The 23,973-nt window shown below is 68.7% G+C and carries 23 protein-coding genes; 14 read left to right on the plus strand and 9 right to left on the minus strand.

Annotation, left to right across the window (positions count from 1 at the left end):
• Positions 1–276: 276 nt before the first annotated feature.
• From bchF to hemA, 14 genes are all read left to right on the plus strand, one after another.
• On the plus strand, positions 277–795 hold the full coding sequence (gene bchF / locus DRV85_RS11290; protein WP_113289577.1) for a 2-vinyl bacteriochlorophyllide hydratase: 519 nt from the start codon (positions 277–279) through the stop codon (positions 793–795).
• Positions 792–2,078 carry a ferredoxin:protochlorophyllide reductase (ATP-dependent) subunit N gene (locus DRV85_RS11295; RefSeq protein ID WP_113289578.1) on the plus strand — a complete coding sequence of 429 codons (1,287 nt, stop codon included), beginning with the start codon at positions 792–794 and terminating at the stop codon, positions 2,076–2,078. The genes bchF and DRV85_RS11295 overlap by 4 nt, the downstream gene beginning before the upstream one ends.
• Positions 2,075–3,670 (plus strand): ferredoxin:protochlorophyllide reductase (ATP-dependent) subunit B, encoded by a 1,596-nt coding sequence (bchB, locus tag DRV85_RS11300; protein ID WP_113289579.1) that lies wholly within the window; start codon positions 2,075–2,077, stop codon positions 3,668–3,670. Before DRV85_RS11295 ends, bchB begins: the two co-directional genes overlap by 4 nt.
• Positions 3,660–7,232 (plus strand): magnesium chelatase subunit H, encoded by a 3,573-nt coding sequence (locus tag DRV85_RS11305; RefSeq protein WP_113289580.1) that lies wholly within the window; start codon positions 3,660–3,662, stop codon positions 7,230–7,232. The genes bchB and DRV85_RS11305 overlap by 11 nt, the downstream gene beginning before the upstream one ends.
• Positions 7,233–7,530: 298 nt before the next feature.
• Entirely contained in the window at positions 7,531–8,349 is an 819-nt protein-coding gene (bchL, locus tag DRV85_RS11310) for a ferredoxin:protochlorophyllide reductase (ATP-dependent) iron-sulfur ATP-binding protein (RefSeq protein ID WP_233495499.1), read from the plus strand.
• Positions 8,349–9,029 carry a magnesium protoporphyrin IX methyltransferase gene (bchM, locus tag DRV85_RS11315; protein WP_113289582.1) on the plus strand — a complete coding sequence of 227 codons (681 nt, stop codon included), beginning with the start codon at positions 8,349–8,351 and terminating at the stop codon, positions 9,027–9,029. Before bchL ends, bchM begins: the two co-directional genes overlap by 1 nt.
• Positions 9,026–10,471: a PucC family protein gene (locus DRV85_RS11320; protein ID WP_113289583.1), complete on the plus strand. Its 1,446-nt coding sequence runs from the start codon at positions 9,026–9,028 to the stop codon at positions 10,469–10,471. The genes bchM and DRV85_RS11320 overlap by 4 nt, the downstream gene beginning before the upstream one ends.
• Positions 10,472–10,501: 30 nt before the next feature.
• Positions 10,502–11,272: a photosynthetic reaction center subunit H gene (puhA, locus tag DRV85_RS11325; RefSeq protein WP_113289584.1), complete on the plus strand. Its 771-nt coding sequence runs from the start codon at positions 10,502–10,504 to the stop codon at positions 11,270–11,272.
• Positions 11,273–11,293: 21 nt separating this feature from the next.
• Positions 11,294–11,968, plus strand: a complete 675-nt coding sequence (gene puhB / locus DRV85_RS11330) for a photosynthetic complex putative assembly protein PuhB (RefSeq protein ID WP_113289585.1) — start codon at positions 11,294–11,296, stop codon at positions 11,966–11,968.
• 33 nt (positions 11,969–12,001) lie between these two features.
• Positions 12,002–12,469, plus strand: a complete 468-nt coding sequence (gene puhC, locus DRV85_RS11335) for a photosynthetic complex assembly protein PuhC (RefSeq protein ID WP_113289586.1) — start codon at positions 12,002–12,004, stop codon at positions 12,467–12,469.
• Positions 12,470–12,486: 17 nt separating this feature from the next.
• Positions 12,487–12,783 carry a hypothetical protein gene (locus tag DRV85_RS11340; RefSeq protein WP_113289587.1) on the plus strand — a complete coding sequence of 99 codons (297 nt, stop codon included), beginning with the start codon at positions 12,487–12,489 and terminating at the stop codon, positions 12,781–12,783.
• The gene (acsF, locus tag DRV85_RS11345; protein WP_233495484.1) at positions 12,780–13,916 is read left to right on the plus strand and encodes a magnesium-protoporphyrin IX monomethyl ester (oxidative) cyclase; all 1,137 of its coding nucleotides are present in this window, start codon (positions 12,780–12,782) and stop codon (positions 13,914–13,916) included. Before DRV85_RS11340 ends, acsF begins: the two co-directional genes overlap by 4 nt.
• Positions 13,916–14,737: a putative photosynthetic complex assembly protein PuhE gene (puhE, locus tag DRV85_RS11350; RefSeq protein ID WP_113289589.1), complete on the plus strand. Its 822-nt coding sequence runs from the start codon at positions 13,916–13,918 to the stop codon at positions 14,735–14,737. Before acsF ends, puhE begins: the two co-directional genes overlap by 1 nt.
• The gene (hemA, locus tag DRV85_RS11355; protein WP_113289590.1) at positions 14,727–15,941 is read left to right on the plus strand and encodes a 5-aminolevulinate synthase; all 1,215 of its coding nucleotides are present in this window, start codon (positions 14,727–14,729) and stop codon (positions 15,939–15,941) included. The genes puhE and hemA overlap by 11 nt, the downstream gene beginning before the upstream one ends.
• 99 nt (positions 15,942–16,040) lie before the next feature.
• Here hemA and DRV85_RS11360 read toward each other — a convergent pair whose 3' ends face one another.
• From DRV85_RS11360 to bchZ, 9 genes are all read right to left on the minus strand, one after another.
• Positions 16,041–16,445: a hypothetical protein gene (locus tag DRV85_RS11360; protein ID WP_147238835.1), complete on the minus strand. Its 405-nt coding sequence runs from the start codon at positions 16,443–16,445 to the stop codon at positions 16,041–16,043.
• An 80-nt stretch (positions 16,446–16,525) separates the two neighbouring features.
• A complete protein-coding gene (gene dxs, locus DRV85_RS11365) occupies positions 16,526–18,451 on the minus strand; it encodes a 1-deoxy-D-xylulose-5-phosphate synthase (protein WP_113289592.1) in 1,926 nt (641 codons plus the stop codon).
• A 193-nt stretch (positions 18,452–18,644) separates the two neighbouring features.
• Positions 18,645–19,760, minus strand: coding sequence for a photosynthetic reaction center cytochrome PufC (gene pufC, locus DRV85_RS11370; RefSeq protein WP_113289593.1), 1,116 nt, complete (start codon positions 19,758–19,760; stop codon positions 18,645–18,647).
• Position 19,761: 1 nt separating this feature from the next.
• On the minus strand, positions 19,762–20,748 hold the full coding sequence (gene pufM, locus DRV85_RS11375) for a photosynthetic reaction center subunit M (protein WP_113289594.1): 987 nt from the start codon (positions 20,746–20,748) through the stop codon (positions 19,762–19,764).
• Between the two features lie 3 nt (positions 20,749–20,751).
• A complete protein-coding gene (gene pufL / locus DRV85_RS11380) occupies positions 20,752–21,591 on the minus strand; it encodes a photosynthetic reaction center subunit L (RefSeq protein WP_113289595.1) in 840 nt (279 codons plus the stop codon).
• A 116-nt stretch (positions 21,592–21,707) separates the two neighbouring features.
• A complete protein-coding gene (gene pufA, locus DRV85_RS11385) occupies positions 21,708–21,878 on the minus strand; it encodes a light-harvesting antenna LH1, alpha subunit (protein WP_113289596.1) in 171 nt (56 codons plus the stop codon).
• A 15-nt stretch (positions 21,879–21,893) separates the two neighbouring features.
• Complete coding sequence (pufB, locus tag DRV85_RS11390) at positions 21,894–22,043, minus strand: light-harvesting antenna LH1, beta subunit (protein ID WP_113289597.1); 150 nt, start codon at positions 22,041–22,043, stop codon at positions 21,894–21,896.
• 131 nt (positions 22,044–22,174) lie between these two features.
• On the minus strand, positions 22,175–22,399 hold the full coding sequence (pufQ, locus tag DRV85_RS11395) for a cytochrome PufQ (protein WP_113289598.1): 225 nt from the start codon (positions 22,397–22,399) through the stop codon (positions 22,175–22,177).
• A gap of 4 nt (positions 22,400–22,403) precedes the next feature.
• Complete coding sequence (gene bchZ, locus DRV85_RS11400; protein WP_113289599.1) at positions 22,404–23,876, minus strand: chlorophyllide a reductase subunit Z; 1,473 nt, start codon at positions 23,874–23,876, stop codon at positions 22,404–22,406.
• Positions 23,877–23,973: the final 97 nt, after the last annotated feature.

Here is a 23,973-nt window from a genome sequence, read left to right on the forward strand (position 1 = left end):
GGATCAGTGTGCGGCCGCATACCTCGAACTGTCAAACATTCTTGACATCTTGCAGGCCATCTTCAGCCTATATCCCTGATTCAGGAGTGAGAATTTTTTCCTGTTTTTCATATAGTTTTGAAGCGACATCATTTTCGGGCGCTCTCCCCGCCTCCGCCTCGTGGGTAGTCCATTCGATCTGACACCCCGGGCCATGTCAGAGTGTAAATTAGGATTGACACTTTCCGAGTCCTCCCCGTAGCATCCAGTCATCACCGGAGAGCCCGCGGAGGAGACATGGCCCACCGGCCCAGCCGCCAGACCAGACCGGCCCCCGTGCTCTACACGCCGGAGCAGCGCGTGCGCCGCGACGAAAGCGTCTGGACGCTCGTTCAGGGCATCCTCGCCCCGTTGCAGTTTCTCGTGTTCCTGGTGTCGCTGGCGCTGGTCGTGCGATTCCTGCTCACGGGCGAAGGCTACGCCGCGGCGACCTGGTCGATCGTGATCAAGACCGGTGTTCTCTACACCATCATGATCACCGGCGCGATCTGGGAAAAGATCGTGTTCGGCCAGTATCTTTTCGCACCCGCCTTCTTCTGGGAGGACGTGTTCTCCTTCGCGGTGATCGCGCTGCACACCTGGTATCTCTACGCGCTCTGGGCCGGCGGCTATTCGTCCAACGCCGAGATGGCGATCGCGCTCGCGGCCTATGCCGCCTACGTGGTCAACGCCGGCCAGTTCCTCTGGAAACTCCGCATGGCGCGCCTCGGCGCCGAGGCCGCCGAGGCCGCAGCCGCCCAGCAGGAGGCCGCATGACCCAAAGCTTCGCACCCCCGCCCGCCACCGGCTGCCGCAACGCCCCGATTCTGAAAGAGCGTGGCCAGCGCGAGGTGTTCTGCGGCTTGACGGGAATCATCTGGCTCCACCGCAAGATGCAGGACGCCTTCTTCCTGGTGGTCGGCTCGCGCACCTGCGCGCATCTCCTGCAGTCCGCCGCCGGCGTGATGATCTTCGCCGAGCCGCGCTTCGGGACCGCCATCCTCGAAGAGCAGGATCTGGCGGGGCTGGCCGACGCGCACGAGGAACTCGAGCGCGAGGTGGAGCGTCTGCTGTCACGCCGGCCTGACATCCGGCAGCTCTTCCTCGTGGGCTCCTGCCCATCGGAGGTCATCAAGCTCGATCTCGCCCGCGCCGCAGAGCGCCTCACCCGGCGCCACGCGCCGCGGGTGCGGGTGCTGAACTACTCGGGCTCCGGCATCGAGACGACCTTCACGGAAGGAGAGGATGCCTGCCTCGCCTCGATGGTGCCCGTCCTGCCCGAGACCGACGCGCGCCAGCTCATGCTCGTTGGCGCGCTGCCGGACGTGGTGGAGGACCAGGCGCTCGACCTGCTGGAGCAGCTCGGCGTCGGCCCTGTCACCGTGCTGCCGGCCGCGCGGGCGAGCGACCAGGTCGCCGTGGGGCCGAATACGGTCGTCGCACTCACGCAGCCCTTCCTCGGCGAAACGCTCCAGGGGCTGGAGCGCCGCGGCGCGCGGCACCTGCCCGCGCCCTTCCCCTTCGGCGAGGAGGGCACGACCGCCTGGCTGCGCGCGGTCGCAAGCGAGTTCGGCGTTTCCGAGGAACGCTTCGAGCAGGTCACCGCGGCGCCGCGCGCCCGCGCCCGCCGCGCCGTGGCGCAGGCCGCAGAGGTGCTGAACGGCCGCTCGATCTTCTTCTTCCCGGACAGCCAGCTGGAGATTCCGCTGGCGCGCTTCCTGACCCGCGAGTGCGGGATGGAGGCGGTCGAGGTCGGCGCCCCCTACATCAACAAGCAGGTGGTCGGCCCGGACATGGACCTGATGGCCGAAGGGCCGGTGATCTCGGAAGGGCAGGACGTGGACCTGCAGCTCGACCGCGTGCGCGCGGCGCGGCCGGACCTGACCGTCTGCGGCCTCGGCCTCGCCAATCCGCTGGAGGCCGAGGGGCTGACCACCAAGTGGGCGATCGAGCTCGTTTTCACGCCGGTGCATTTCTACGAGCAGGCGGGCGACCTCGCGGGGCTCTTCTCGCGCCCGATCCGCCGCCACGACCTTCTGAAGCTGGAGGCCGCGGAATGAAGCTCTCTGTCTGGACCTACGAAGGCCCGCCCCATGTCGGCGCGATGCGCGTCGCCACGGGCATGACCGATCTGCACTACGTGCTGCACGCGCCGCAGGGCGACACCTACGCGGACCTGCTCTTCACCATGATCGAGCGGCGCGACCATCGCCCGCCGGTCACCTACACCACCTTCCAGGCACGCGACCTCGGCAGCGACACCGCGGACCTCTTCAAGACCGCCTGCCGGGACGCCTACGACCGCTTCCAGCCGCAGGCGATGATCGTCGGGGCCTCCTGCACCGCCGAGCTCATCCAGGACGACCCGGGCGGCATGGCCGAGACGATGGGCATGCCGATCCCGATCGTGCCGCTGGAGCTGCCCAGCTACCAGCGCAAGGAGAACTTCGGCTGCGACGAGACCTTCTTCCAGCTGGTCAAGGCGCTCGCCCGGCCGGTGGAGAAGACCGAAGAGATCACCGCGAACCTGATCGGCCCCACGGCGCTCGGCTTCCGCCACCGCGACGACATCACGGAGGTCGCGCGCCACCTTCAGGAGATGGGTATCGCCGTGAACGTGGTGGGCCCGATGGGCGCGACGCCGGAGGATCTGACGCGGCTGGGGGCGGCGCATTTCAACGTGCTCATGTATCCCGAAACCGCCGAGAGCGCCGCGCGCTGGATGGAGCGCGAGCTCGGCCTGCCCTACACCAAGACCGTGCCGATCGGCGTCGGCGCCACGCGCGATTTCCTGCGGGAGGTGAGCGACATCACCGGCCTGCCCGTGCGCACGGACGAAAGCCGGCTGCGCCTGCCGTGGTACTCGGCGAGCGTCGATTCGACCTATCTCACCGGCAAGCGCGTCTTCCTCTTCGGCGACGGCACCCATGTCGCCGCCGCCGCGCGCATCGCGCGGGACGAGATGGGCTTCGAGGTGGTGGGCCTGGGCTGCTACAACCGCGAGCAGGCGCGCACCATCCGCCGCGTGGCGAAGGACTACGGCGTCGAGGCCACGATCACCGACGACTATCTCGAGGTCGAGGCCGCGATCGAGGCCGCCGCGCCCGAGATGATCCTCGGCACGCAGATGGAGCGCCACATCGGCAAGCGCCTCGGCATCCCCTGCGCCGTGATCTCGGCGCCGGTGCACGTGCAGGACTTCCCCGCCCGCTACGCGCCGCAGATGGGCTTCGAGGGCGCGAACGTGATCTTCGACACCTGGGTGCACCCGCTCGTCATGGGGCTGGAGGAGCACCTGCTGCACATGTTCCGCGAGGACTTCGAGTTCAACGACGAGGCGGGGCCATCGCATCACGCCGCGCACGCCCCGGCGCAGCGCCCGGCCGCGCCGGCGGAAGAGGGGGGCGCTGCCCCCCGTCCGGCTGCGCCGGACTCCCCCCGGGATATTTCGACCCAAGAAGAAGGAACGGGCGCGGTGCCGGGCGGCATCGAGGTGATCTGGCTGCCTGCGGCGGAGAAGGAACTGAAGAAGATTCCCTTCTTCGTGCGCGGCAAGGCGAAGCGGAACACCGAGGCCTTCGCGCGCGAGCGCGGGGTCGCCGAGATCAGCGTGGATACCCTCTACGAGGCGAAGGCCCATTATGCGCGATGACACCGGCATAACCGGGCGGCTGCCCGGCTATCGCGTGACGATCCTCACGCTCGACGCCCATGCGGCAAGCGCCTGCGAGCGCGTGGCGCGGCACCTCTCGCGCGAGTTTCCGGGGCTCTCGGTCTCGCTGCATGCTGCGGCCGAATGGGGCGAGACACCCGCCGCCTTCGAGCGCGCGGTCGAGGCGATCGAGCAGGGCGACATCGTGATCGCCAACCTGCTCTTCCTCGAGGAGCATGTGAAGCCGATCCTGCCGCATCTGCAGGCCCGGCGCGACCGTTGCGACGCGATGGCCGGCGTGATCGCCGACGCCTCGATCGTGAAGCTCACCCGGATGGGTACGCTCGACATGGCCGCGCCCGAGAGCGGGATGCGCAAGCTGATCAAGCGGCTGCGCGGCTCGTCGAAACCCTCGTCCGACTCGGGCGAGAGCAAGATGCGGATGCTGCGGCGGCTGCCGAAGATCCTGAAATACATCCCCGGCAAGGCGCAGGATCTGCGCGCCTGGTTCCTGGTGATGCAGTACTGGCTCGGCGGGTCGGACGACAACATCGAGGCGATGCTGCGCTTCCTGATCTCGCGCTACTGCCGGCACGAGGCCTGGCGCGGCGGCGAAGCGCCCGCGCCGGTGGAATATCCGGAGGTGGGACTCTACCACCCGGACCTGGCCGAGCGCATCGTGGAGGAGCCCGCGGCGCTGCCCGCGCCGGAGGCGCCGAAGGGCACCGTCGGGATCCTCATGATGCGGAGCTATGTGCTGTCGGGCGACACGGCGCATTACGACGCGGTGATCCGCGCGCTGGAGGCGCGGGGGTTGCGCGTGCTTCCCGCTTTCGCGGGCGGGCTCGACGGGCGGCCGGCGATCGACCGCTTCTTCCGTGACGCGGCCGGCACCAAGATCGACGCGCTTCTGTCGCTCACCGGTTTCAGCCTGGTTGGCGGACCCGCTTACAATGACAGCGCGGCGGCGGTCGAGGTGCTGCAGGGGCTGGACGTGCCCTATCTGGCTGCGCATCCGCTGGAGTTCCAGACGCTTGCGCAATGGGCCGGCTCGCCACAGGGCTTGGGGCCGATCGAGACCACCATGCTGATCGCGCTGCCCGAGCTCGACGGGGCGACCAACCCCTGCGTCTTCGCCGGGCGGCACGGGACGGAGCCCTGCAAGGGCTGCCGCTACGCCTGTCACGTGGAGCAGGAGAGCCGCGACATGGCGCCCTGCCACGAGCGGATCGACAGCCTCGCCGAGCGGGTGGAGCGCCAGATCCGCCTGCGCCGCAAGGAAAACGCCGAGAAGAAGGTGGGCGTGGTGCTCTTCGGCTTTCCGCCAAACGCGGGCGCGGTGGGCACGGCCGCCTATCTCGCTGTGTGGGAAAGCCTTTACAACACGCTGCACCGGATGGCGCAGGCGGGCTACGACCTCGAGCCGCCGGAGAGCGTGGCGGCCCTGCGCGCCGCCGTGCTGGAGGGCAACGCGGCGCAATACGGGCAGGAGGCGAACGTCGCCGCTCACGTCAGCGCCGACGAGATCGTGAAGAATACCCCGCCGCTCAAGGCGATCGAGGCGGTCTGGGGCCCTGCGCCGGGCAAGGTGCAGTCCGACGGGCGCGGCGTCTTCGTGCTGGGCGCGCAGTTCGGCAAGGTCTTCGTGGGCGTGCAGCCGGCCTTCGGCTACGAGGGCGACCCGATGCGGCTGCTCTTCGAGAAGGGCTTCGCGCCGACGCACGCCTTCGTCACCTTCTACCTCTGGCTCCGTAACACCTACGAGGCCGACGCCATCCTGCACTTCGGGATGCACGGCGCGCTGGAGTTCATGCCGGGCAAGCAGGCCGGGATGGGCGCGATGGACTGGCCCGACCGGCTGATCGGCGAGATGCCGAACATCTATCTCTACGCCTCGAACAACCCCTCCGAGGCGAGCCTCGCCAAGCGGCGCTCGGGGGCGGTGACGATCACCCACCTGACGCCGCCGCTCGCCGCCTCGGGGCTCTACAAGGGGCTTTCGGAGCTCAAGGAGTCGCTCACGCGGTGGCGCGAGATGGCCGGGAGCGACCCGGCGCGCGGCGAGCTCGAGACGCTGATCGCCGAACAGGCGGAGGCCGTGGACATGGGCGGCACGCCGCCGGAAGACCTGTGGCTGAAGCTCCTGGAAACCGAGGACGCGCTGATCCCGGAGGGGCTGCACGTGCTCGGCCGGCCGATGACCGAGGCGCAGGTGACCGACTACCTCGGCCTGATCGAGGACGCCGACGACGAGACGAAGGCGCGGGTCGCCGAGCTTCTGACGCAGGACCACGAGATCCCGGCGCTGCTGAAGGCGCTCGACGCGCGCTACACCGCGCCGGTGCCCGGCGGCGACCTGATCCGCTCGGCCGACGTGCTGCCCACGGGGCGCAACATCCACGCCTTCGATCCCTTCCGGATGCCGACGGAGTTCGCCTGCCGGGAAGGCGCGAAGCAGGCCGAGCTCCTGCTCGCCACCCATGCCGAGATCCCGAAGAGCGTGGCGATGGTGCTCTGGGGCTCGGACAACATCAAGTCCGACGGCGGGCCGATCGCGCAGGCGCTGGCGCTGATCGGGGCGAGGCCGCGCTTCGACAGCTTCGGACGCCTCGCCGGCGCCGACCTGATCCCGCTGGAAGAGCTCGGGCGCCCGCGCATCGACGTGATCATGACGCTCTCGGGCATCTTCCGCGACCTGCTGCCGCTGCAGACGCGGATGCTGGCCGAGGCCGCATGGAAGGCCGCGACGGCCGACGAGCCGGAGGAGATGAACCACGTCCGTGCCCATGCGCTCGCTTACGCCGAGAAGATCGGCTGCGACATGGAGACGGCCGCGCTGCGCGTCTTCTCCAACGCGGAAGGCGCCTACGGCTCGAACGTGAACCAGCTTGTGGACAGCTCCGCCTTCGGCGACGAGGACGAGCTGGCCGACGCCTACCAGACGCGCAAGAGCTTCGCCTACGGGCGCGACGGCAAGGCCGCGGCGCAGCCCGAGCTTCTGGGCACCGCGCTCGGCGACGTGGAGCTCGCCTATCAGAACCTCGAGTCCGTCGAGCTCGGCGTCACCACCGTGGATCACTACTTCGACACGCTGGGCGGCATAAGCCGCGCGGTGAAGCGCGCGCGCGGCGGCGAGGAGGCCAAGGTCTACATCTCCGACACGACGCGCGGCACCGGCAAGGTGCGCACGCTGGCCGAGCAGGTCTCGCTCGAGACGCGGTCGCGCTCGCTCAACCCGAAGTTCTACGAGGCGCTCCTGAGCCACGGCTCGGAGGGCGTGCGCCAGATCGAGGCGCAGGTGACCAACACGCTCGGCTGGTCGGCGACCACCGGCGCGGTGGAGCCCTGGGTCTACCAGCGCATCTCGGAGACCTTCGTGCTCGACGACGAGATGCGCGCGCGTCTCGCCGAGCTCAACCCGCAGGCCTCGAGCCGGATGGCGAACCGCCTTCTGGAAGCCTCGGACCGCGCCTACTGGCAGCCCGACGCGGCGACGCTCGCGGCGCTGCAGGACGCGGCCGACGCGCTCGAGGACCGTATGGAAGGGATCGCGGCGGAATGATCCGGGGGCGCGCATACGGCGAGGTCGCCAGGGGGGCGCTGCCCCCCGTCGGCTGCGCCGACTCCCCCCGGGATATTTCCGCCAAGAAGAAGGACCGAGGCGGCGCGGGACAGGGACGCGCCGCGACAGACGAGAAAGGGAGACGCGCATGAGTCCGCTCGACAGCAAGCTGCCGCCGGCCGCAAGGGCCAACGCCCGCGAGCAGGAGGGGCTGAAGAAACGCGGCCTCGGCGCGCCGCCCGCGATCAGGAAGGGCGAGGACGGCGAGGGATCGCTCCAGGTGCACCAGGATCCCTCGATGAAGATCGAGGGGGCGAAGGTCTTTTCGGTTTACGGCAAGGGCGGCATCGGCAAGTCGACGACGTCCTCGAACCTCTCGGTGGCCTTCGCGAGCCTCGGCAAGCGGGTGCTGCAGATCGGCTGCGATCCGAAGCATGATTCCACCTTCACGCTGACGGGCCACCTGCAGCCCACGGTGATCGACATCCTCAAGGAGGTCGATTTCCACGCCGAGGAGCTGCGGCCCGAGGACTTCATGACCGAAGGCTTCAACGGCGTGATGTGCGTGGAGGCGGGCGGCCCGCCGGCGGGCACGGGCTGCGGCGGCTACGTCGTGGGGCAGACGGTGAAGCTCCTGAAGCAGCATCACCTGCTGGAAGATACCGACGTGGTGATCTTCGACGTGCTGGGCGACGTGGTCTGCGGCGGCTTCGCCGCGCCGCTGCAGCACGCCGACCGGGCGATGATCGTCACCGCGAACGACTTCGACTCGATCTACGCGATGAACCGGATCATCGCCGCGGTGCGCGCGAAGGCCAACAACTACAAGGTCCGCCTCGCGGGCTGCGTGGCCAACCGCTCGAAGGACACCGACGAGGTGGACCGCTACTGCGACGCGGTGGGCTTCCAGCGCATCGCGCACATGCCCGACTACGACGCGATCCGGCGCTCGCGGCTCAAGAAGAAGACGCTCTTCGAGATGCCCGACGAGGAGGACATCGTCATGGCGCGCAAGGAATACGTGCGCCTCGCCGAGACGCTCTGGAACGGGACCGAGGCGCTGGCTCCGGACCCGATGGAGGACCGCGACATCTTCGAGCTGCTGGGCTTCGACTGATGAGCTACGAGAGCACCCTCTCCCGCGTCGAGACCTATTTCGACAAGACCGCGACCCGCACCTGGGAGCGGCTGACCTCGGACGCGCCCGTCTCGAGGATCCGCGAGACGGTGCGCCGGGGGCGGGAGGCGATGCGCGCGCAGATCCTGGGCCGGCTGGGCGAGGATCTGACGGGCATGCGGGTGCTCGACGCGGGCTGCGGGGCGGGGCCGATGACGGCCGAGCTCGCGCAGCGCGGCGCGGAGGTGGTGGCGGTGGACATCTCGCCCAGCCTCGTGAGGATCGCCGAGGCGCGGCTGCCGGAGGGCTGCCGGGGCCGCGTGACCTTCGCCGCGGGCGACATGCTCGACCCGGCCCGCGGGCGCTTCGACCATGTCGTGGCGATGGACAGCCTCATCTACTACCGCCTGCCGGATCTCGCCCGCGCGCTCGACGGGCTGGCGCGGCGCACCGAGGGGCGGGTCGTCTTCACCGTCGCGCCGCGCACGCTGCTCCTGATGGCGATGTGGCAGGCCGGCAAGCTCTTTCCGCGCTCGGACCGCTCGCCCACAATGGTGCCGCATGTGCCCGAGCGCATTGCCCGGGCTCTTCGCGAGGCCGGCACGCCAGGGCACCTCAAGGCGCTGGAGCGCGTGGCGCAAGGATTCTACATCTCTCAGGCGCTGGAGGTGTCGCGATGAGTCTCTGGCGCCTCCGTCCGCTCGCGCGGTTCACCACGCAGATCCTGCCCTTCGCGGACGCAGCGAGCGAGGGTCTGCCGCTGCCGCAGCTGCTGCGGCTGTCGCTCTTCCAGGTCTCGGTCGGCATGGCGATGGTCATGCTGCTCGGCACGCTCAACCGCGTGATGATCGTGGAGCTCTCGGTGCCGGCGCTGATCGTGGCCTCGATGATCGCGCTACCGGTGCTGATCGCGCCCTTTCGCGCGCTTCTGGGCTTCCGCTCGGACACGCACCGCAGCGCGCTGGGCTGGAAGCGGGTGCCCTATCTCTGGTTCGGCTCGCTGTGGCAGATGGGCGGGCTGGCGGTGATGCCCTTCGCGATCCTCGTGCTGGGCGGACAGCAGCAGGTCGGGCCGTGGTGGGCCGGCGAGGCGCTGGCGGCGGTGGCCTTCCTGATGGCGGGCCTCGGCATGCACATGACGCAGACCGCGGGCCTCGCGCTTGCCGCCGACCGCGCGACGGAAGAGACCCGGCCGCGCGTCGTCGCGCTGCTCTACGTGATGTATCTGCTCGGCATGGGCGTCTCGGCGATCGTGGTCGGCTGGCTCCTGCGGGATTTCGCGCCCTTCACGCTGGTGCGCGTGGTGCAGGGCGTGGCGCTGGCGGGCATCCTGCTCAACCTCGTGGCGCTCTGGAAGCAGGAGAAGGTCCAGCCAATGAGCCGCGCGGAGCGCGAGGCGCCGCGCCCGCGCTTCCGCGACGCCTGGGCCGATCTGGCGGCGGGCGGGCCTGCGGGCCGGCTCCTGGCGGTGGTCTTCCTGGGCACCATGGCCTTCAACATGCAGGACGTGCTTCTCGAGCCCTATGGCGGCGAGATCCTGGGGCTTTCGGTCTCTGCCACGACGCTTCTGACCGCCACCTGGGCGGGTGGCGCGCTCCTGTCCTTCGCGCTTGCGGCGCGGCTGCTCGCGCGGGGCTCGAACCCCTATCGCATGGCGGCGATGGGCGTGCTGGTGGGCGTCGCGGCCTTTTCGACCGTAATCTTCGCGGCACCGATGAACTCGGGCGCGGTCTTCTTCGCAGGCGCGGCGCTGATCGGCTTCGGCGGCGGGATGTTCTCGGTCGCCACGCTGACCGCCGCGATGACGATGCCGGTCGAGGGCGCGGCGGGCCGCGGGCTTGCGCTCGGCGCCTGGGGCGCGGCGCAGGCGACGGCCGCGGGGCTCGCCATCGCGCTCGGCGGCGGGCTGCGCGACCTCGTCAACCACGCCGCGCTCTCCGGCACGCTCGGCCCGGCGCTGAACGACCCGGCGACCGGATACTCCTTCGTCTATCACCTCGAGATCGGACTTCTCTTCGTGACGCTCGCGGCCATCGGGCCGCTGGTGAAACATGCCGCCAGGACACCTGCAGGCCCCGGGGCGGCGCCGGCCCGCTTCGGGCTTGCGGAGATGCCCACATGACCGCCGCCTGCCTTTTGAAAGGAAAGGACCATGACTGAGACATTCTTCGGAGAGTTCGACCTGGCGAGCCTCTCGCTCTGGCTGTTCTATCTCTTCTTCGCGGGGCTCGTCGTCTATCTGCAGCGCGAGAACATGCGCGAGGGCTATCCGCTCGAGGACGACGAGGGGAAACCGGCAGCCAATCCCGGCCTCTTCCCGATCCCGGAGGACAAGACCTTCAAGCTGCCGCACGGCCGCGGCGAGGTCTCCTATCCCTCGCAGCAGACGCCCGAGCGCGAGAACCTCGCCCTCGCCCGCACCAGCGCGGCGGGCGGCTTTCCCTTCGTGCCGACCGGCGATCCGCTGGTGGACGGGGTCGGCCCCGCCTCCTGGGTGAACCGCCGCGACGTGCCCGAGCTCGACGGCAAGGGGCACCCGAAGATCGTGCCGATGGCCGCGACCGAGCATTTCCACGTCTCCGCCGGCCGCGACCCCAGGGGGCTGCCGGTGATGTCGGGCGATGGCGTCGTGGTCGGCACGGTCACCGACATGTGGATCGACGAGCCCGAGCAGCTCGTGCGCTTCCTCGAGTATCAGCTCGACTCCGAGTGGGGCGAGGGCAAGCGCCTCGTGCCGATGACGCTCGCGCGGATCAAGTCGGATCACGTCAAGGTGCGCACGATCTACGCCAAGCACTTCGCCAACGTGCCCAGGCACGCCTCGCCGCGGCAGGTCACCCTGCTCGAGGAGGACAAGATCGCCGCCTACTACGCCGGCGGCGTGCTCTACGCCGACGAGGAGCGGCTCGAGCCGCAACTCTGAGCCCGAAAAGGACCTGACGCCATGCCGCACGACGATTTCGCATTCGAACCCGTGAAGGGCCTGCCCGAGGAGCCGCCGAAGGGCGAGGAAATCCTCTGGCAGGGCCGCCCCGACTGGTGGGCGCTCGCCCTCGAGTCGCTCAGCCTGAAATGGGTGATGGGCTATTTCGTCTTCCTCGCGGCATGGCGTCTGGTCGCGGCGCTCGACCTGATGCCGCTGAGCCAGGCGGTGGCGATCTCGACACCCTTCATCGTCATGGGGCTGATCGTCTGCGCCCTGCTCGCCCTCATCGCCTGGGTGCAGGCGCGGGCGACGGTCTACACGATCACCAACCGCCGCGTGGCGATGCGGGTGGGCGCGGCGCTGACCGTCACGCTCAACCTGCCCTACACGCAGATCGCCAACGCCCATCTCGACCTGCGCCGGCGCGGCACGGGCACCATCGCGCTCGAACTCCTCGGCGACACGCGCTTCAGCTACCTGGTGCTCTGGCCGCATGTCCGGCCCTGGCACCTCAAGACGCCGGAGCCGGCGCTGCGCTGCATCCCCGACGCCGAGCGCATCGCGCGGCTGCTGGCCGAGGCGGCGGAAGCCCGGGTCGCGCAGCCGCAGATCACCCGCGCCGCCCCGCCGGCCCCACGGCCCGCGGCCCGGCCCGAGCCCACGGGCGCCGCAGCGCCTGTTCCCGCCGAATGACCGCCTGTCGCCAGGGAAGGAGGAGTTAGAGAGATGTCTGCAACCGCCCGCCCGCCGCGCACGTACACGCCCGAGGAGAAGATCGTTCCCCTCGTTCTGGTGCGCGCGATGTTCGGGCTCGTCATGGTCGTCCTCGTGATCGTCTCGATCGCGGTCTGGACCGGCCGCCCCGTCACCTCGACGCCGCCGGAGAGCCCGGTCACACACATGCGCGTGCTCTACCTCGACGGCGACATGTCGGGCGCCGCCACCGTGCGCGCCGAGGACGGAGCCCTGATCGCCGACCTGTCGCCCGAAGAAGGCGGCTTCGTCTCCGGCGTCTATCGCGTTCTCAACCGCGAACGCACGAAGCACGGCGTGGCCCTCGACGGCCCCGTCGAACTGATGCGCCACGAGAACGGGCGCTTTTCCGTCCACGACCCCTCCACCGGGTGGCGAGCAGACCTGATGGGGTTCGGTCGGGACAATGCGGAAGCCTTCGCCAAGCTTCTGATCCAGTGACGAAAGGGAACCGAAACATGGGACTTCTGACGCGAGAGATCGAACGGGCCCCCTGCACGGTAGAGGTGAGCCACAAGTTCGAGAGCCTGCATGCGCATGTGCGCTTCAACAACGGAGCGGTCGTCTATCCGGGCGACGAGGTGAAGGTGCAGGGGCCGGAGATCATGGCCCCCTTCGGCGAGGTCGTGACCGAGGATCGCGAGGCGATCATCGTGCGCGCCTCGCGCCTCGAGCAACTCTGGACCCGCCTGACCGGCGACTTCGAGGTCATGGAACTGTGCGAATTCTCGTTCTCCGAGGAGGTGGAGCTATGAACGCCCCGACCAGACCGATGCCCGCCCACTCCGCCGACGCCACGACCGCGGAAGAGGGCCTCGCCATCCAGGAAGAGCAGGCGAAGCTCGACAGCAAGTTCGCCACCGACGTGGCGATGCAGAACACGCTGCTCACGCCGCGCTTCTACACCACCGACTTCGACGAGCTCGACGCGATCGACGTCAGCCCGGTACGCGAGGACTGGGACGCGCTCATCGCGCAGATGGAAGCGGACCCGAACAAGGGCCACTTCAAGAAGGACGAGTCCTGGGATCACGTCGACTGGGAGAACATGGATCCCGCGCTCAAGAAGGAGTTCATCGACTTCCTGATCTCCTCCTGCACCGCCGAGTTCTCGGGCTGCGTGCTCTACAAGGAGATGAAGCGGCGCGGCAACAACAAGGACATCACGCAGCTCTTCCAGCTCATGGCGCGGGACGAGGCGCGGCACGCGGGCTTCATCAACGACGCGCTGCGCGAGGCGGGCGTGGCGGTGAACCTCGGGTTCCTCACGCAGAAGAAGAAATACACCTTCTTCCGGCCGAAGTTCATCTACTACGCCACCTATCTCTCCGAGAAGATCGGCTACGCGCGCTACATCACGATCTTCCGCCATCTCGAGGCGCACCCCGAGCATCGGTTCCACCCGATCTTCAAGTGGTTCCGCGAATGGTGCAACGACGAGTTCAGCCACGGCGAGGCCTTCGCACTCCTGATGAAGACCGACCCGAAGCTGACCAGCGGCGTCAACGTGCTCTGGATCAAGTTCTTCCTCACCGCGGTTTACGCCACGATGTACGTCCGCGACCATCAGCGTCCCGCCTTCCACGAAGCGCTCGGCGTCGATCCCGACTGGTACGCGCACGAGGTCTTTACCAAGACCTCCGAGCTGTCCAAACAGATCTTTCCGATCACGCTCGACATCGACAACCCGCGCTGGCAGCGCAATCTGGAGCGGCTGCACAGGGCCAATGTCGCCATCGCCGAGGGAAAGAAGCAGGGCGGCGTGGCCGGCAAGCTGAAGCAGTGGATCGGCAGTGCGCGTGCCGCGCTCACCTTCGCCGCGCTCTACACGATCCCGGCCAAGAAGCACCGGGTGCCCGAGAGCACCCGTCTGGAGCCCGCCTACTGATGCTGGCCTCCGGCTGGATCGCGGCGCTCATCGCGCTCTTTGCCTGGTGGTTCTCCACCGGGGTGATCCTGGCCATCGTCCGCTTCGCGGACCGGCGGGGGCCGCGGGCGAACGCCGCGGCCACCCGCTGGACCCTGCCGCTGCTGGCGGCGGGGCTGTGGGGCTATCACGCGACCCTCGGCGGGACGGAACCGGCGGCGGTCTACGGCGCCTTCCTCTCGGCCTTGGCGATCTGGGGCTGGGTGGAGCTCGCCTTTCTCACCGGGCAGATCACCGGCCCGATGGCGCGCCCCTGCCCGCCCGGCGTGGGCGAGGGCGAGCGCTTCCTGCGCGCCTGGGGCACCATCGCCTATCACGAGATGCTGCTGGCGGGGATGCTGATCGCGCTGGCGCTGTGGGGCTGGGGCGCAGCGAACCTTTTCGGCCTATGGACCTTCGGCGTGCTCTTCGCCGCGCGGATCTCGGCCAAGCTGAACCTTTTCTACGGCGTGCCGAAGATCAACCTGGAGTTCATCCCCGATGCGCTTTCGCATCTGCCGAGCCACTTCCGCACAGGGCGGATCAACCGGCTCTTCCCGCTTTCGGTCTCGCTTCTGACCGCCGCCACCGCCTGCTGGGTGGAGCGGCTGATCGCGGCCGACACGGCCGCGGCCACCGTGGGCTTCGCCCTTCTGGCCGCGCTCACTGCCCTCGCCCTGCTGGAACACTGGCTCATGGTGATCCCGTGGCAGGATGCGAAACTCTGGCGCTGGATGCTCCCCGAGCGTCGCCGGGCGCCCAAGACAACGACTTACGGACCGGAGGACGCTCATGGACTTTGATGCGCTGTTCGAGACCCAGCTCGACGCCCTGAAGGAAGAGGGGAACTACCGCCGCTTCGCCAATCTCGAGCGGCAGTGCGGCCGCTTCCCCCGCGCGCGGAGCCATGACGAGGACGCGCCGGCCGAGGTCACGGTCTGGTGCTCGAACGACTACCTCGGCATGGGCCAGCACCCCGTCGTCACCGAGCGGATGAAGGAGGTGATCGACAGCTGCGGCGCGGGCGCGGGCGGCACGCGCAACATCTCGGGCACCAACGCGCATCACGTCGCGCTGGAGCGCGAGCTCGCGGACCTGCACGGCAAGGAGGCGGCGCTGCTCTTCACCTCCGGCTACGTGTCGAACTGGGCGGCGCTTTCGACGCTGGGCAGCCGGCTGCACGACGCGGTGATCCTGTCGGACGAGCTGAACCATGCCAGCATGATCGAGGGCATCCGCCACTCGCGCGCGAAAAAGGTGATCTGGAAGCACAACGACCCCGAGGATCTCGACCGCAGGCTGGCCGCTCTGCCGGCCAACTGCCCCAGGATCGTGGCCTTCGAGTCGGTCTATTCGATGGACGGCGACATCTGCCCGATGGAAGAGATCGTCGAGGTCGCCGAGACGCACGGCGCGATGACCTATCTCGACGAGGTGCACGCCGTGGGCCTCTACGGCCCGCGCGGCGGCGGCGTGTCCGAGGAGCGCGGCCTCGCGGACCGGATCACGCTGATCGAGGGCACGCTGGGCAAGGCCTATGGCGTGGTCGGTGGCTACATCACCGGCTCGGCGGCGCTCTGCGACTTCGTCCGCAGCTTCGCCAGCGGCTTCATCTTCACCACCGCGCTGCCGCCCGCCGTGGCCGCGGCCGCGCAGGCCTCGGTCGCCTACCTCAAGACATCGGACCAGGAGCGCATGGCGCAGCGCCGCAACGTGGCGCGGCTGCGCGCCGGGCTCGACCGGGCGGGCATCCCGCATCTGCCGAACCCGAGCCACATCATCCCGGTGATGATCAAGGATCCGGTGAAATGCCGGATGCTGGCCGACATCCTGATGCGCGACTACGGGATCTACGTGCAGCCGATCAACTATCCCACCGTGCCCAAGGGCACCGAGCGGCTGCGCTTCACGCCCTCGCCCTGGCACACGGACGCGGACATCGACCACCTGATCAACGCGCTCACCGTGCTCTGGAAGCAGTGCGCCATCGCCCACGCGGTGGCCTGAGCCGCGCGCTCATCGGTCCCTGAGCGGTCCCTCTTCGCGAGCACCGCGCCCCTGCCCGGGGCGCGGCGTTTTCGTTGAGTGACCCTGCCCGAGGCGCGCTCAGCAGCCTCTGTAGCTGTCGCCATCCGCGAAATTGATCACCAGATAATCGGGCCGCCCGCCGCGCCCGCAGACGACGACGAGGATACCCAGGGTGTTGCCCTGCAGCACGATCCGCTCGATCAGCGGCTCGCGCGGGCCGCGCGCGTAGAGCGCGGGGATCTGCGACCGCGCGGCGCGATCTGCGAAGAACGGGTCAGAATCGTCCCCGAAGTGCCGGATGCCGAAGCGGTGATAGTTCGCGCGGTCTTGCTGCAGGATCGCGCCCAGGTCGCCCAGCCGCACACCGCTGGAGTTGAACACGTCCTCACGGCCGATCTCGGCGTAGTAGGCGCCAAGCTGGTGTTGTGCGGCGACGGGACCGCCCAGACCCATAACGGCGAACGCCGCAAGCCAGTGCCTCATGCCCCACCCTCCCGCACGGATCGTCCCGCCTTGGTCAAGGCTGCCACCCGGCACCTCGGCTGGCAAGCGTCGCGACTGGCTCAACCCGCGGCCGTGAAGGGCAGCACCCGGCCCTCGCGCGCGCCCGCGATCCCGCGCAGGGTGGCCGCGATGTCCTCGGCGGTCATGCCGGCCGCGGCATACATCTCTTCCGGCTTGGCCTGTTCGATGTAGCGGTCGGGCAGGCAGATGTTGCGCACCGCGAGCCCCCGGTCGAAGGCCCCGCGCCGTGCCAGCGCCTGCATGACGAAGGCGCCGAAGCCGCCCATCGCGCCCTGTTCCAACGTGACGAGGCCGCGATGGTGGCGGGCGAGCTGTGTCAGCAACTCCTCGTCGAGCGGCTTGGCGAAGCGCGCGTCGGCCACGGTGACGGAGATCCCCTCGGCCTCCAGCGCCTCGGCGGCGGCCAGCGCCTCGGCCAGATGCGCGCCGTAGGAGACCACAGCGAGGTCCGTCCCCTCGCGCACCACGCGGCCCTTGCCGATCTCCAGCAGCTCGCCCCGTTCGGGCATGGCAACGCCGGTGCCGTTGCCGCGCGGATAGCGGAAGGCGATGGGGCCTTCGTCGAACTCGGCCGCCGTGGCGACCATGTGCACCAGCTCCGCCTCGTCGGCCGCCGCCATCAGCGTCATGCCGGGCAGCGCGCCCAGGTAGCCGATGTCGAAGGCGCCGGCATGGGTCGCACCGTCGGCGCCGACCAGCCCCGCGCGATCGATGGCGAAGCGCACGGGCAGGCCCTGCAACGCCACGTCGTGCACGACCTGGTCGTAGCCGCGCTGCAGGAAGGTCGAGTAGATCGCGCAGAAGGGGCGCAGGCCTGAAGCCGCCATGCCGGCGGCGAAGGTCACGGCGTGCTGCTCGGCGATGCCCACGTCGAAGACGCGGTTTGGGAAGCGTTTCGCCATCCGGTCCACGCCGGTGCCCGAGGGCATGGCGGCGGTGATGGCGACGATGCGGGGATCGCGCGCCGCCGCCTCGGTCAGCGCGTCGCCGAAAACCGCCGTGTACGAGGGCGCAGAGGGCTTCGACTTAGCCTGCGTTCCGGTCGCCACGTCGAACTTGGACACGCCGTGATACTTGTCGGCGGAGCTTTCGGCGGGCGCATAGCCCTTGCCCTTGACCGTGCAGCAGTGGATCAGGACAGGCCCCGTCGCCCGCGCGCGCGCCGCGCGCAGAACCGGCAGAAGCTGGCTCATGTCGTGCCCGTCGATCGGGCCTATGTATTCGAAGCCCAGCTCCTCGAAGAGCGTGCCCTGGCCTGTCACGCCGGTCACAAGCTGGCGGGCGCGCTTGGCGCCTTCGCGCATCGGTTCGGGCAGCGCCGCCTCGAAGCCCTCGGCCAGCGAGCGCATCCGCGCCAGCGGCTCGTTGGCGTAGAGGCGCGACAGGTATTCCGACATCGCGCCGACCGGCGGCGCGATCGACATCTCGTTGTCGTTGAGGATGACGAAGAGCCGGCGTCCCTCATGGCCGGCGTTGTTGAGCGCCTCATAGGCCATCCCGGCCGAGATCGCGCCGTCGCCGATCACCGCGATGGCGTCGCCCGTGGGCCGGCCCATGTCGCGGCCGACGGTGAAGCCCAGCGCCGCGCTGATCGAGGTCGAGGAATGCGCGGCGCCGAAGGGGTCGTAGTCGCTCTCGGCGCGCTTGGTGAAGCCCGAGAGCCCGTCCTTCTGCCTGAGCGTGCGGATGCGATCGCGCCGGCCGGTGAGGATCTTGTGGCCGTAGCACTGATGGCCCACGTCCCAGATCAGCTTGTCCATCGGCGTGTTGAACACCGCGTGCAGCGCGACGGTCAGTTCCACCACGCCCAGCGACGAGCCCAGGTGTCCGCCGGTTTCGGACACGGCCGAGATCACCTCGGCGCGCAGTTCCTGCGCCAGCTGCGCGAGGTCGCGGTCGGACAGCCCGCGCAGGTCGGCCGGGCCGGCCACGCGGTCGAGAAGGGGGGTGTCGGGCTGGGTCATGGGTTTCTCCTCCCTCATGCTCCCCGGGGGTCGGGGTTGGCGCCGCGCCCGGGTGATGCAAGCAGCGGGCGCGGCGCCGTTCCTGTCGCCAACAGGAAGGGAACCGGGGTCAGGGACCCCGACGCCCGGACCGGCGGGGAAGATGCCGGCCCGAACGGGGCGAGGGGCGGGCGGCGCGCCGGCCGCCCGGCCCCTATTCCGCGAGCGCGGCCTGGTCGGCCGCCTCGGTGTAGGCGGGCTCGCCGGTGGTGGCCAGTTCGGGCCAGTCGGCGATCACGTTGGTGCCCTGGAGCGGCTGCTGGTAGCCCTGATGGCAGGTCTTGCAGGCCACCTTGGGCGCGTCCGCATGCACCGGGCCCAGCCGTTCGGGCGGCAGGAGCCCCTCGAGCGGGATGAGCCAGTCGTTGTTGAGCTCCAGCACCATCTGGATGCCGAGGCTCGCCGTGCTCCACTGCGGCGTGACCTCGCCGGAGGCGGCGTAGAAGGCCCGGCTGTTGTGGCAGAGCAGGCAGTTCACCCCGAGCGAGTTGCTGAAGTAGTTCATCAGCGAATAGGTCCGCTCGGTGTGCTGGATCAGCGGATCGCCGGGGATCTGGTTGTCCACGCGGCTTTCCAGGTCATGCACGGCGATCTGGCCGTAGTTGACCAGATACTCCTCGAGCGCGTCGGACGGCAGCGAGGTGTACTGGCTGACCGGCGTCACCCGGTTCTGGTTGGCCGACCAGCCCGCCATGGTCTCGACCGTGGGCGTTGCGCGGAACCAGATGTTGTCCGGCACCGGCTGGCCGCGATGGCAGGTGTAGCAGGTGACGCCTACCTGCTTGTTGGCGTTGACGTGGGCATCCCAGTTCTCGTTGATGTTCTGCGTCATGCTGACCATCGTGTGCCCCACGGCCGTCTGGTAGGAGCCCGGATCGTCGAAGAGATCCGGAATCCCCGTCCAGGCGCGCATCGCCGCGAGCAGTCGATCGTAGTTCTCGACCGTGAGATCCTCGAGCCCGGGGGGCACGTTTTCACGCGCGTCCCCGGCCGTCTGCTCGCCCCCCTGCGGCGGGATCGGGTCCGAGGTGGTCTCGAGGAACCCCGCGATCGTCGGATCCGGCGTCGCGAGGTCCGTTTCGAACTCGGGAACCGACATGCCGGTGCCGCGCGGGCCCGTCTGAAGGCTGTCGGTGGCGTAGGGTTGTCCCCAGGTCACCAGCAACGCCGCCACGACGACCGCTCCGCCGATGCCGCCGATCAGGAACGCTGGACCGTAGATGTTGGTCGGGTTCTCGGCGTTCCACTTGTTGAACCATTGCGGCAGCATGTCAGTTCTCCTGTCCGATGAAGGCCTCGTAGGAGCCGTAGGCCTCGTAGCCGTAGGAGCCGTCGTAGGCCGGCGCGAAGTTGTGCTCCTGCGCCCAGATGAACCAGTTGTCCACGACGGTGCCCGTCAGCAGGATCCCGATGCCGCCGGTGATCGGCGTCAGCACCGCAAACCACCACGCCCAGCGGTGGATACCCTCCATCGTGGCGTTGAAGCCCATCGTCCAGCGCCAGAACAGCGCCGCCCGCTCGGAGGCCGTGCCGCGGTCGTAGATCTGCTCCAGCTCCCGGTCCCCGCCGAAGCGGCTGACGGCCAGGATCGTGCCGCCGTGCATCGCGAAGAGCAGCACGGAGCCATAGAGGAACACGATCGAGAGGCAGTGGAACGGGTTGTAGTAGAGGTTGCCGTAGCGGATCGAGAAGGCCGTGGTCCAGTCGAGGTGCGGGAAGATGCCGTAGGGCACCGCCTCGCTCCACGACCCCATCAGGACCGGGCGAAAGAGACCCAGCACCAGGAAGAGCCAGATCGCCGAGCCGAAGGCCCAGAAGATGTGCTTGCCCATCTTGTGTTCCTGGGCGAGCTGATAGGACCGCAGCCACCAGGCCAGCACCGAAACCAGCAGGAAGAACGACGCGATCAGATACCACCCGCCTTCGTTGAGCGGCGGAAAGCTCAGCCCGTATTCCGGGCTCGGCGGCTCGAGCGCCAGCCAGAAGAGCTGGCGCAGGAACTCCGGGATCGACCAGCCCACCTGCGCGAGCATGTTGAACCCGATGATGTTGAGCCAGAGCGTGCCCGTCACGATGCTGATGACGCCCGCGTAGCCGAGGTAGATGGGCCCCAGCTGTGCGTTGCCCAGCCAGCCGAGAAGGTTGGAGAAGCCCCCGGGCTTGGTCCGCTCCGCGGCCATCACGCCCGAGTCGTCCATCCCCAGTTCCGGCAGGCCGCGGACCTGCACCTGGGTGAAAATGTTCTGATACTCAGCCATGTCTTACATCCCCACCTGAGAGGGCCAGATCGGAAGTTCGAGCCACCAGTCCCACCACTCGGGCCAGCCCTTGGTCCAGACGGGCCCCGAAATGATGATGCAGACCGCCGACCAGAAACCGGCGTTGAGCGCCAGCAGCAGGCCCAGGCGGTGGATGCCCAGCGTGCCCACCGAGTAGCCGATGAAATCGCGGAAGAAGGTGTCCTCATGGTCCGGCGTCTTGGCCTCCTCGCCCTTCTCGGGGTTCGCCGCCGAGAGGATCAGGCCGCCGTGCAGCGCGAGCGCCAGCGTCGTGGTGAAGAAGAAGGTCACCGCCAGCATGTGCGCCGGGTTGTAGTGGAAGTGCAGGTAGGCGTAGCCGGTGTTCGACACCCAGTCGAGGTGGCTGAAGATGCCGTAGGGGAAACCGTGCCCCCAGGCGCCCATCAAGAGCGGCCGGAACACCACGAGCGTCGCGTAGGCGAGGATCGCGAAGCCGAAGGCGATGGGCACGTGATACCCCATGCCGAGTTTTCGGCAGATCTCGACCTCTCTGAGCGCCCAGGAAATGAAGGCGCCCAAGGCGCAGATCGTGATGATCTGCCAGAGCCCGCCTTCCATGAGCGGCGCCATGCCGAGTCCGTAGCTGAGGTCCGGCGGCGCGATGTTGATGAGCCAGGGGTTGAACGTCCCCTGTTCGGCCGCCCCCCAGAGGATGAGCACGGTGCCCAGCACCGTGAAGAAGATCGTCGTGACTCCGAAGAACCCCACGTAGAAGGGCCCGAACCAGAAATCGAACAGATCGCCGCCGATCAGCGTCCCTCCGCGGACGCGGTACTTTCTCTCGAAACTGAGCAAAGCCATTCTTTCTCTCCGCGTTTGGCGGCCTTACGGTTGCGACCCTCAGCCGTCAGTTTTGTCGTGTCGGATTGCCGCGGGCGGACGGGGCCGCCCGCGGCCAATGGCAGTGCGGTGGGTTCTCAGCCGCCGCCGTGGCCGTACTTGGCCGCCGCGATCTCGAACCAGTTGAAGCCATCGGTGCTGAGCAGCACGAGATGGATCATCACCGCGAGCAGGAAAAGGAAGACGCCCTGCGCCACGAACACGCGGCGGGGGTCGAAGATCAGCCAGATCTTGTAGAACTTTGCCATCTCGTCGTCCTCCGATCAGAACCAGGGGAACCAGATGAAGGTCGCGATGTGCGCGACCACCGCAACGGCCACGAACAGCCAAAGGCCGCTCATGTAGACCGAGTGCAGCTCCTGGGCCTGCTCGTCTGTGAGACCTGTGAAGGACAGGTCGCTCTTATCAGCCATGAACTTTCCTCCGGAACGTTATGCTGACGCCGCGAACCCCGCGGCCGGGTTCCTTCGGGGCCCAGGGGCCCCTCCGGTCTGGCCCCCCGCTTTCGCGAAGGGACAGGGCTTGCCTCGGTCCGGGCTTGCGCTCAGGCCGAGAAGATCAGGGGCGTGATCCGGTCCGCCTCTGCCCAGGCGCGGGCGAGCGGCCCGTGCATGTTGAGCGAGCGGTGGCGGATCACGTCGCGCGTCCAGCGCACGGTCGTGAACGGGATCGCGACGGTGAAGATCAGCGCGAAATAGACATGGAACTCGGCGCCGCGGCGGCGGCCCGAGCGCACCCTGGGGGGCGGGTTGGACGTGATGTCTGCCATAAGGTCAGCCCTCCTTTGCGTCGCCTGTCGAGGCCGGCGACAAGGCCTTCACGGTCTCCAGCACCACGCGCTCCGCGCCGGCCTCGAGCGCCGCGCGCTCTGCAGCATCGCGCAGCGTCTTGGCAGCGGATATGCGGGTGAGGATGGGATGGGTCGCCACGATCCGGTCGAGCTCCGCCTGGGCGTCCTCGTCCCAGGGAAAGTCGCGCCGCAGCCGGGTGGGCGTGGCGTCGGCCGCGTCCATCTCGGTGCCCAGCGGCAGGATGTGGAAGAGCGCGTCGAAGAGGCCGTTGCAGACCTCCTGCAGCAGGTAGGTGGCGCCCGCGTAGCCCATCATCGGCGTGCCGGTCGCCCGCCGGATCGCCGCGCCCGGGAAGCTCGCCGGGATGAAGGCCGGCTGCGGGCCGTGGCCCGCCTTGAGCTCGGCGAGATACATCTTCTCGTTGATCGAGCCCAGCACGATCAGCGGCCGCTCGCGCGCCATCAGCGCGCGCACTTCCTCGTTGTTGGTCTTGCGCCCGGCGATCCGCGCCACCGCGAAGGCGCAGGGCAGCCCCAGGTCGTGTTCGAGGTAGTGACGAATGCCGCGGGCGTAGGTCTCGTTCGCCACCACCGCGAAGCTCGCCGTGGCGAAGAAATCCTGCGTGACCGAGCGCCAGAGATCCCAGACCGGCTTGATGGTCGAGTGCTTTTCCTTCTCGATGAAGGGCTCGGGGTCGAGGCCGGTGAGCTCGCCCAGCTTGCGCAGGAACTTCGTGGTGCTCTCCACCCCGATGGGCGCCTGGAGATACGGCTTGCCCAGCACCTCGGCGAGGCCGCGGCCGAACTCGCGGTACATCACCACGTTCACGTCGGCGTTCACGAGGTCGCGCATCTCGGCGAGATGGCTGCCCAGCGGCATCACCATGTTGACCTCGGCGCCGATGCCTTCAATCAGCCGCCGGATCTCGGCGAGATCCGAGGGCATGTTGAACACGCCGTACATGGGCCCGAGGATGTTGACGCGCGGCTTCGCGCCCTCGGGGCGCTTCTTCTCGGGCGGCATCCGGCCCTTGGTCATGCCGTATTCGGTGAAGATCCAGGTCATCGCCCGGTCGGCCGATTCCCACTGATCCTCGTCGATGGTGCGCGGCAGGAAGCGCTGGATCGTCGTGCCCTCGGGCGTCACGCCACCGCCGATCATCTCGGCGATGGAGCCGGTGACGACCACCGACGGCAACGCCGGGTCGAGCGTCTCCCAGGCGCGCTTCATCGCGCCCTCGGTGCCGTCCTTGCCGAGCTCCTCCTCGGCCAACCCGGTGACGACGATGGGCAGTTCGTGCGGCGGCAGCCCGTCGGTGTAGTGCAGCACGGACGTCACCGGCAGGTTCTCGCAGCCGACCGGCCCGTCGATGACGACCTGAAGGCCCTTCACCGCGGTGAAGGCGTAGACCGCGCCCCAGTAGCCGCCGGCTCGGTCATGGTCCTGGATCAGCATGTGGCCCTCCTCTTGGTCGCGGAGGTGGCGCGTAGGGTGCGTGCTTGCACGCACCTTCCGGCGCCGTTACGGCGGGTGCGTGCGAGCACGCACCCTA

The sequence above is a fragment of the Rhodosalinus halophilus genome, assembly GCF_003298775.1.
GTDB classification, from domain to species: domain Bacteria; phylum Pseudomonadota; class Alphaproteobacteria; order Rhodobacterales; family Rhodobacteraceae; genus Rhodosalinus; species Rhodosalinus halophilus.

What these genes read in the sequence shown, in the direction of transcription:
- pufM (WP_113289594.1), bottom strand. Translation starts at nt 20,748, where the DNA reads ATGGCTGAGTATCAGAACATTTTCACCCAGGTGCAGGTCCGCGGCCTG.
- DRV85_RS11320 (WP_113289583.1), top strand. Translation starts at nt 9,026, where the DNA reads ATGAGTCTCTGGCGCCTCCGTCCGCTCGCGCGGTTCACCACGCAGATC.
- bchL (WP_233495499.1), top strand. Translation starts at nt 7,531, where the DNA reads ATGAAGATCGAGGGGGCGAAGGTCTTTTCGGTTTACGGCAAGGGCGGC.
- hemA (WP_113289590.1), top strand. Translation starts at nt 14,727, where the DNA reads ATGGACTTTGATGCGCTGTTCGAGACCCAGCTCGACGCCCTGAAGGAA.
- puhA (WP_113289584.1), top strand. Translation starts at nt 10,502, where the DNA reads ATGACTGAGACATTCTTCGGAGAGTTCGACCTGGCGAGCCTCTCGCTC.
- pufA (WP_113289596.1), bottom strand. Translation starts at nt 21,878, where the DNA reads ATGGCAAAGTTCTACAAGATCTGGCTGATCTTCGACCCCCGCCGCGTG.
- bchM (WP_113289582.1), top strand. Translation starts at nt 8,349, where the DNA reads ATGAGCTACGAGAGCACCCTCTCCCGCGTCGAGACCTATTTCGACAAG.
- puhC (WP_113289586.1), top strand. Translation starts at nt 12,002, where the DNA reads ATGTCTGCAACCGCCCGCCCGCCGCGCACGTACACGCCCGAGGAGAAG.
- bchF (WP_113289577.1), top strand. Translation starts at nt 277, where the DNA reads ATGGCCCACCGGCCCAGCCGCCAGACCAGACCGGCCCCCGTGCTCTAC.
- puhE (WP_113289589.1), top strand. Translation starts at nt 13,916, where the DNA reads ATGCTGGCCTCCGGCTGGATCGCGGCGCTCATCGCGCTCTTTGCCTGG.
- acsF (WP_233495484.1), top strand. Translation starts at nt 12,780, where the DNA reads ATGAACGCCCCGACCAGACCGATGCCCGCCCACTCCGCCGACGCCACG.
- DRV85_RS11295 (WP_113289578.1), top strand. Translation starts at nt 792, where the DNA reads ATGACCCAAAGCTTCGCACCCCCGCCCGCCACCGGCTGCCGCAACGCC.
- pufL (WP_113289595.1), bottom strand. Translation starts at nt 21,591, where the DNA reads ATGGCTTTGCTCAGTTTCGAGAGAAAGTACCGCGTCCGCGGAGGGACG.
- dxs (WP_113289592.1), bottom strand. Translation starts at nt 18,451, where the DNA reads ATGACCCAGCCCGACACCCCCCTTCTCGACCGCGTGGCCGGCCCGGCC.
- DRV85_RS11340 (WP_113289587.1), top strand. Translation starts at nt 12,487, where the DNA reads ATGGGACTTCTGACGCGAGAGATCGAACGGGCCCCCTGCACGGTAGAG.
- pufB (WP_113289597.1), bottom strand. Translation starts at nt 22,043, where the DNA reads ATGGCTGATAAGAGCGACCTGTCCTTCACAGGTCTCACAGACGAGCAG.
- DRV85_RS11360 (WP_147238835.1), bottom strand. Translation starts at nt 16,445, where the DNA reads ATGAGGCACTGGCTTGCGGCGTTCGCCGTTATGGGTCTGGGCGGTCCC.
- pufC (WP_113289593.1), bottom strand. Translation starts at nt 19,760, where the DNA reads ATGCTGCCGCAATGGTTCAACAAGTGGAACGCCGAGAACCCGACCAAC.
- bchZ (WP_113289599.1), bottom strand. Translation starts at nt 23,876, where the DNA reads ATGCTGATCCAGGACCATGACCGAGCCGGCGGCTACTGGGGCGCGGTC.
- puhB (WP_113289585.1), top strand. Translation starts at nt 11,294, where the DNA reads ATGCCGCACGACGATTTCGCATTCGAACCCGTGAAGGGCCTGCCCGAG.
- bchB (WP_113289579.1), top strand. Translation starts at nt 2,075, where the DNA reads ATGAAGCTCTCTGTCTGGACCTACGAAGGCCCGCCCCATGTCGGCGCG.
- pufQ (WP_113289598.1), bottom strand. Translation starts at nt 22,399, where the DNA reads ATGGCAGACATCACGTCCAACCCGCCCCCCAGGGTGCGCTCGGGCCGC.
- DRV85_RS11305 (WP_113289580.1), top strand. Translation starts at nt 3,660, where the DNA reads ATGCGCGATGACACCGGCATAACCGGGCGGCTGCCCGGCTATCGCGTG.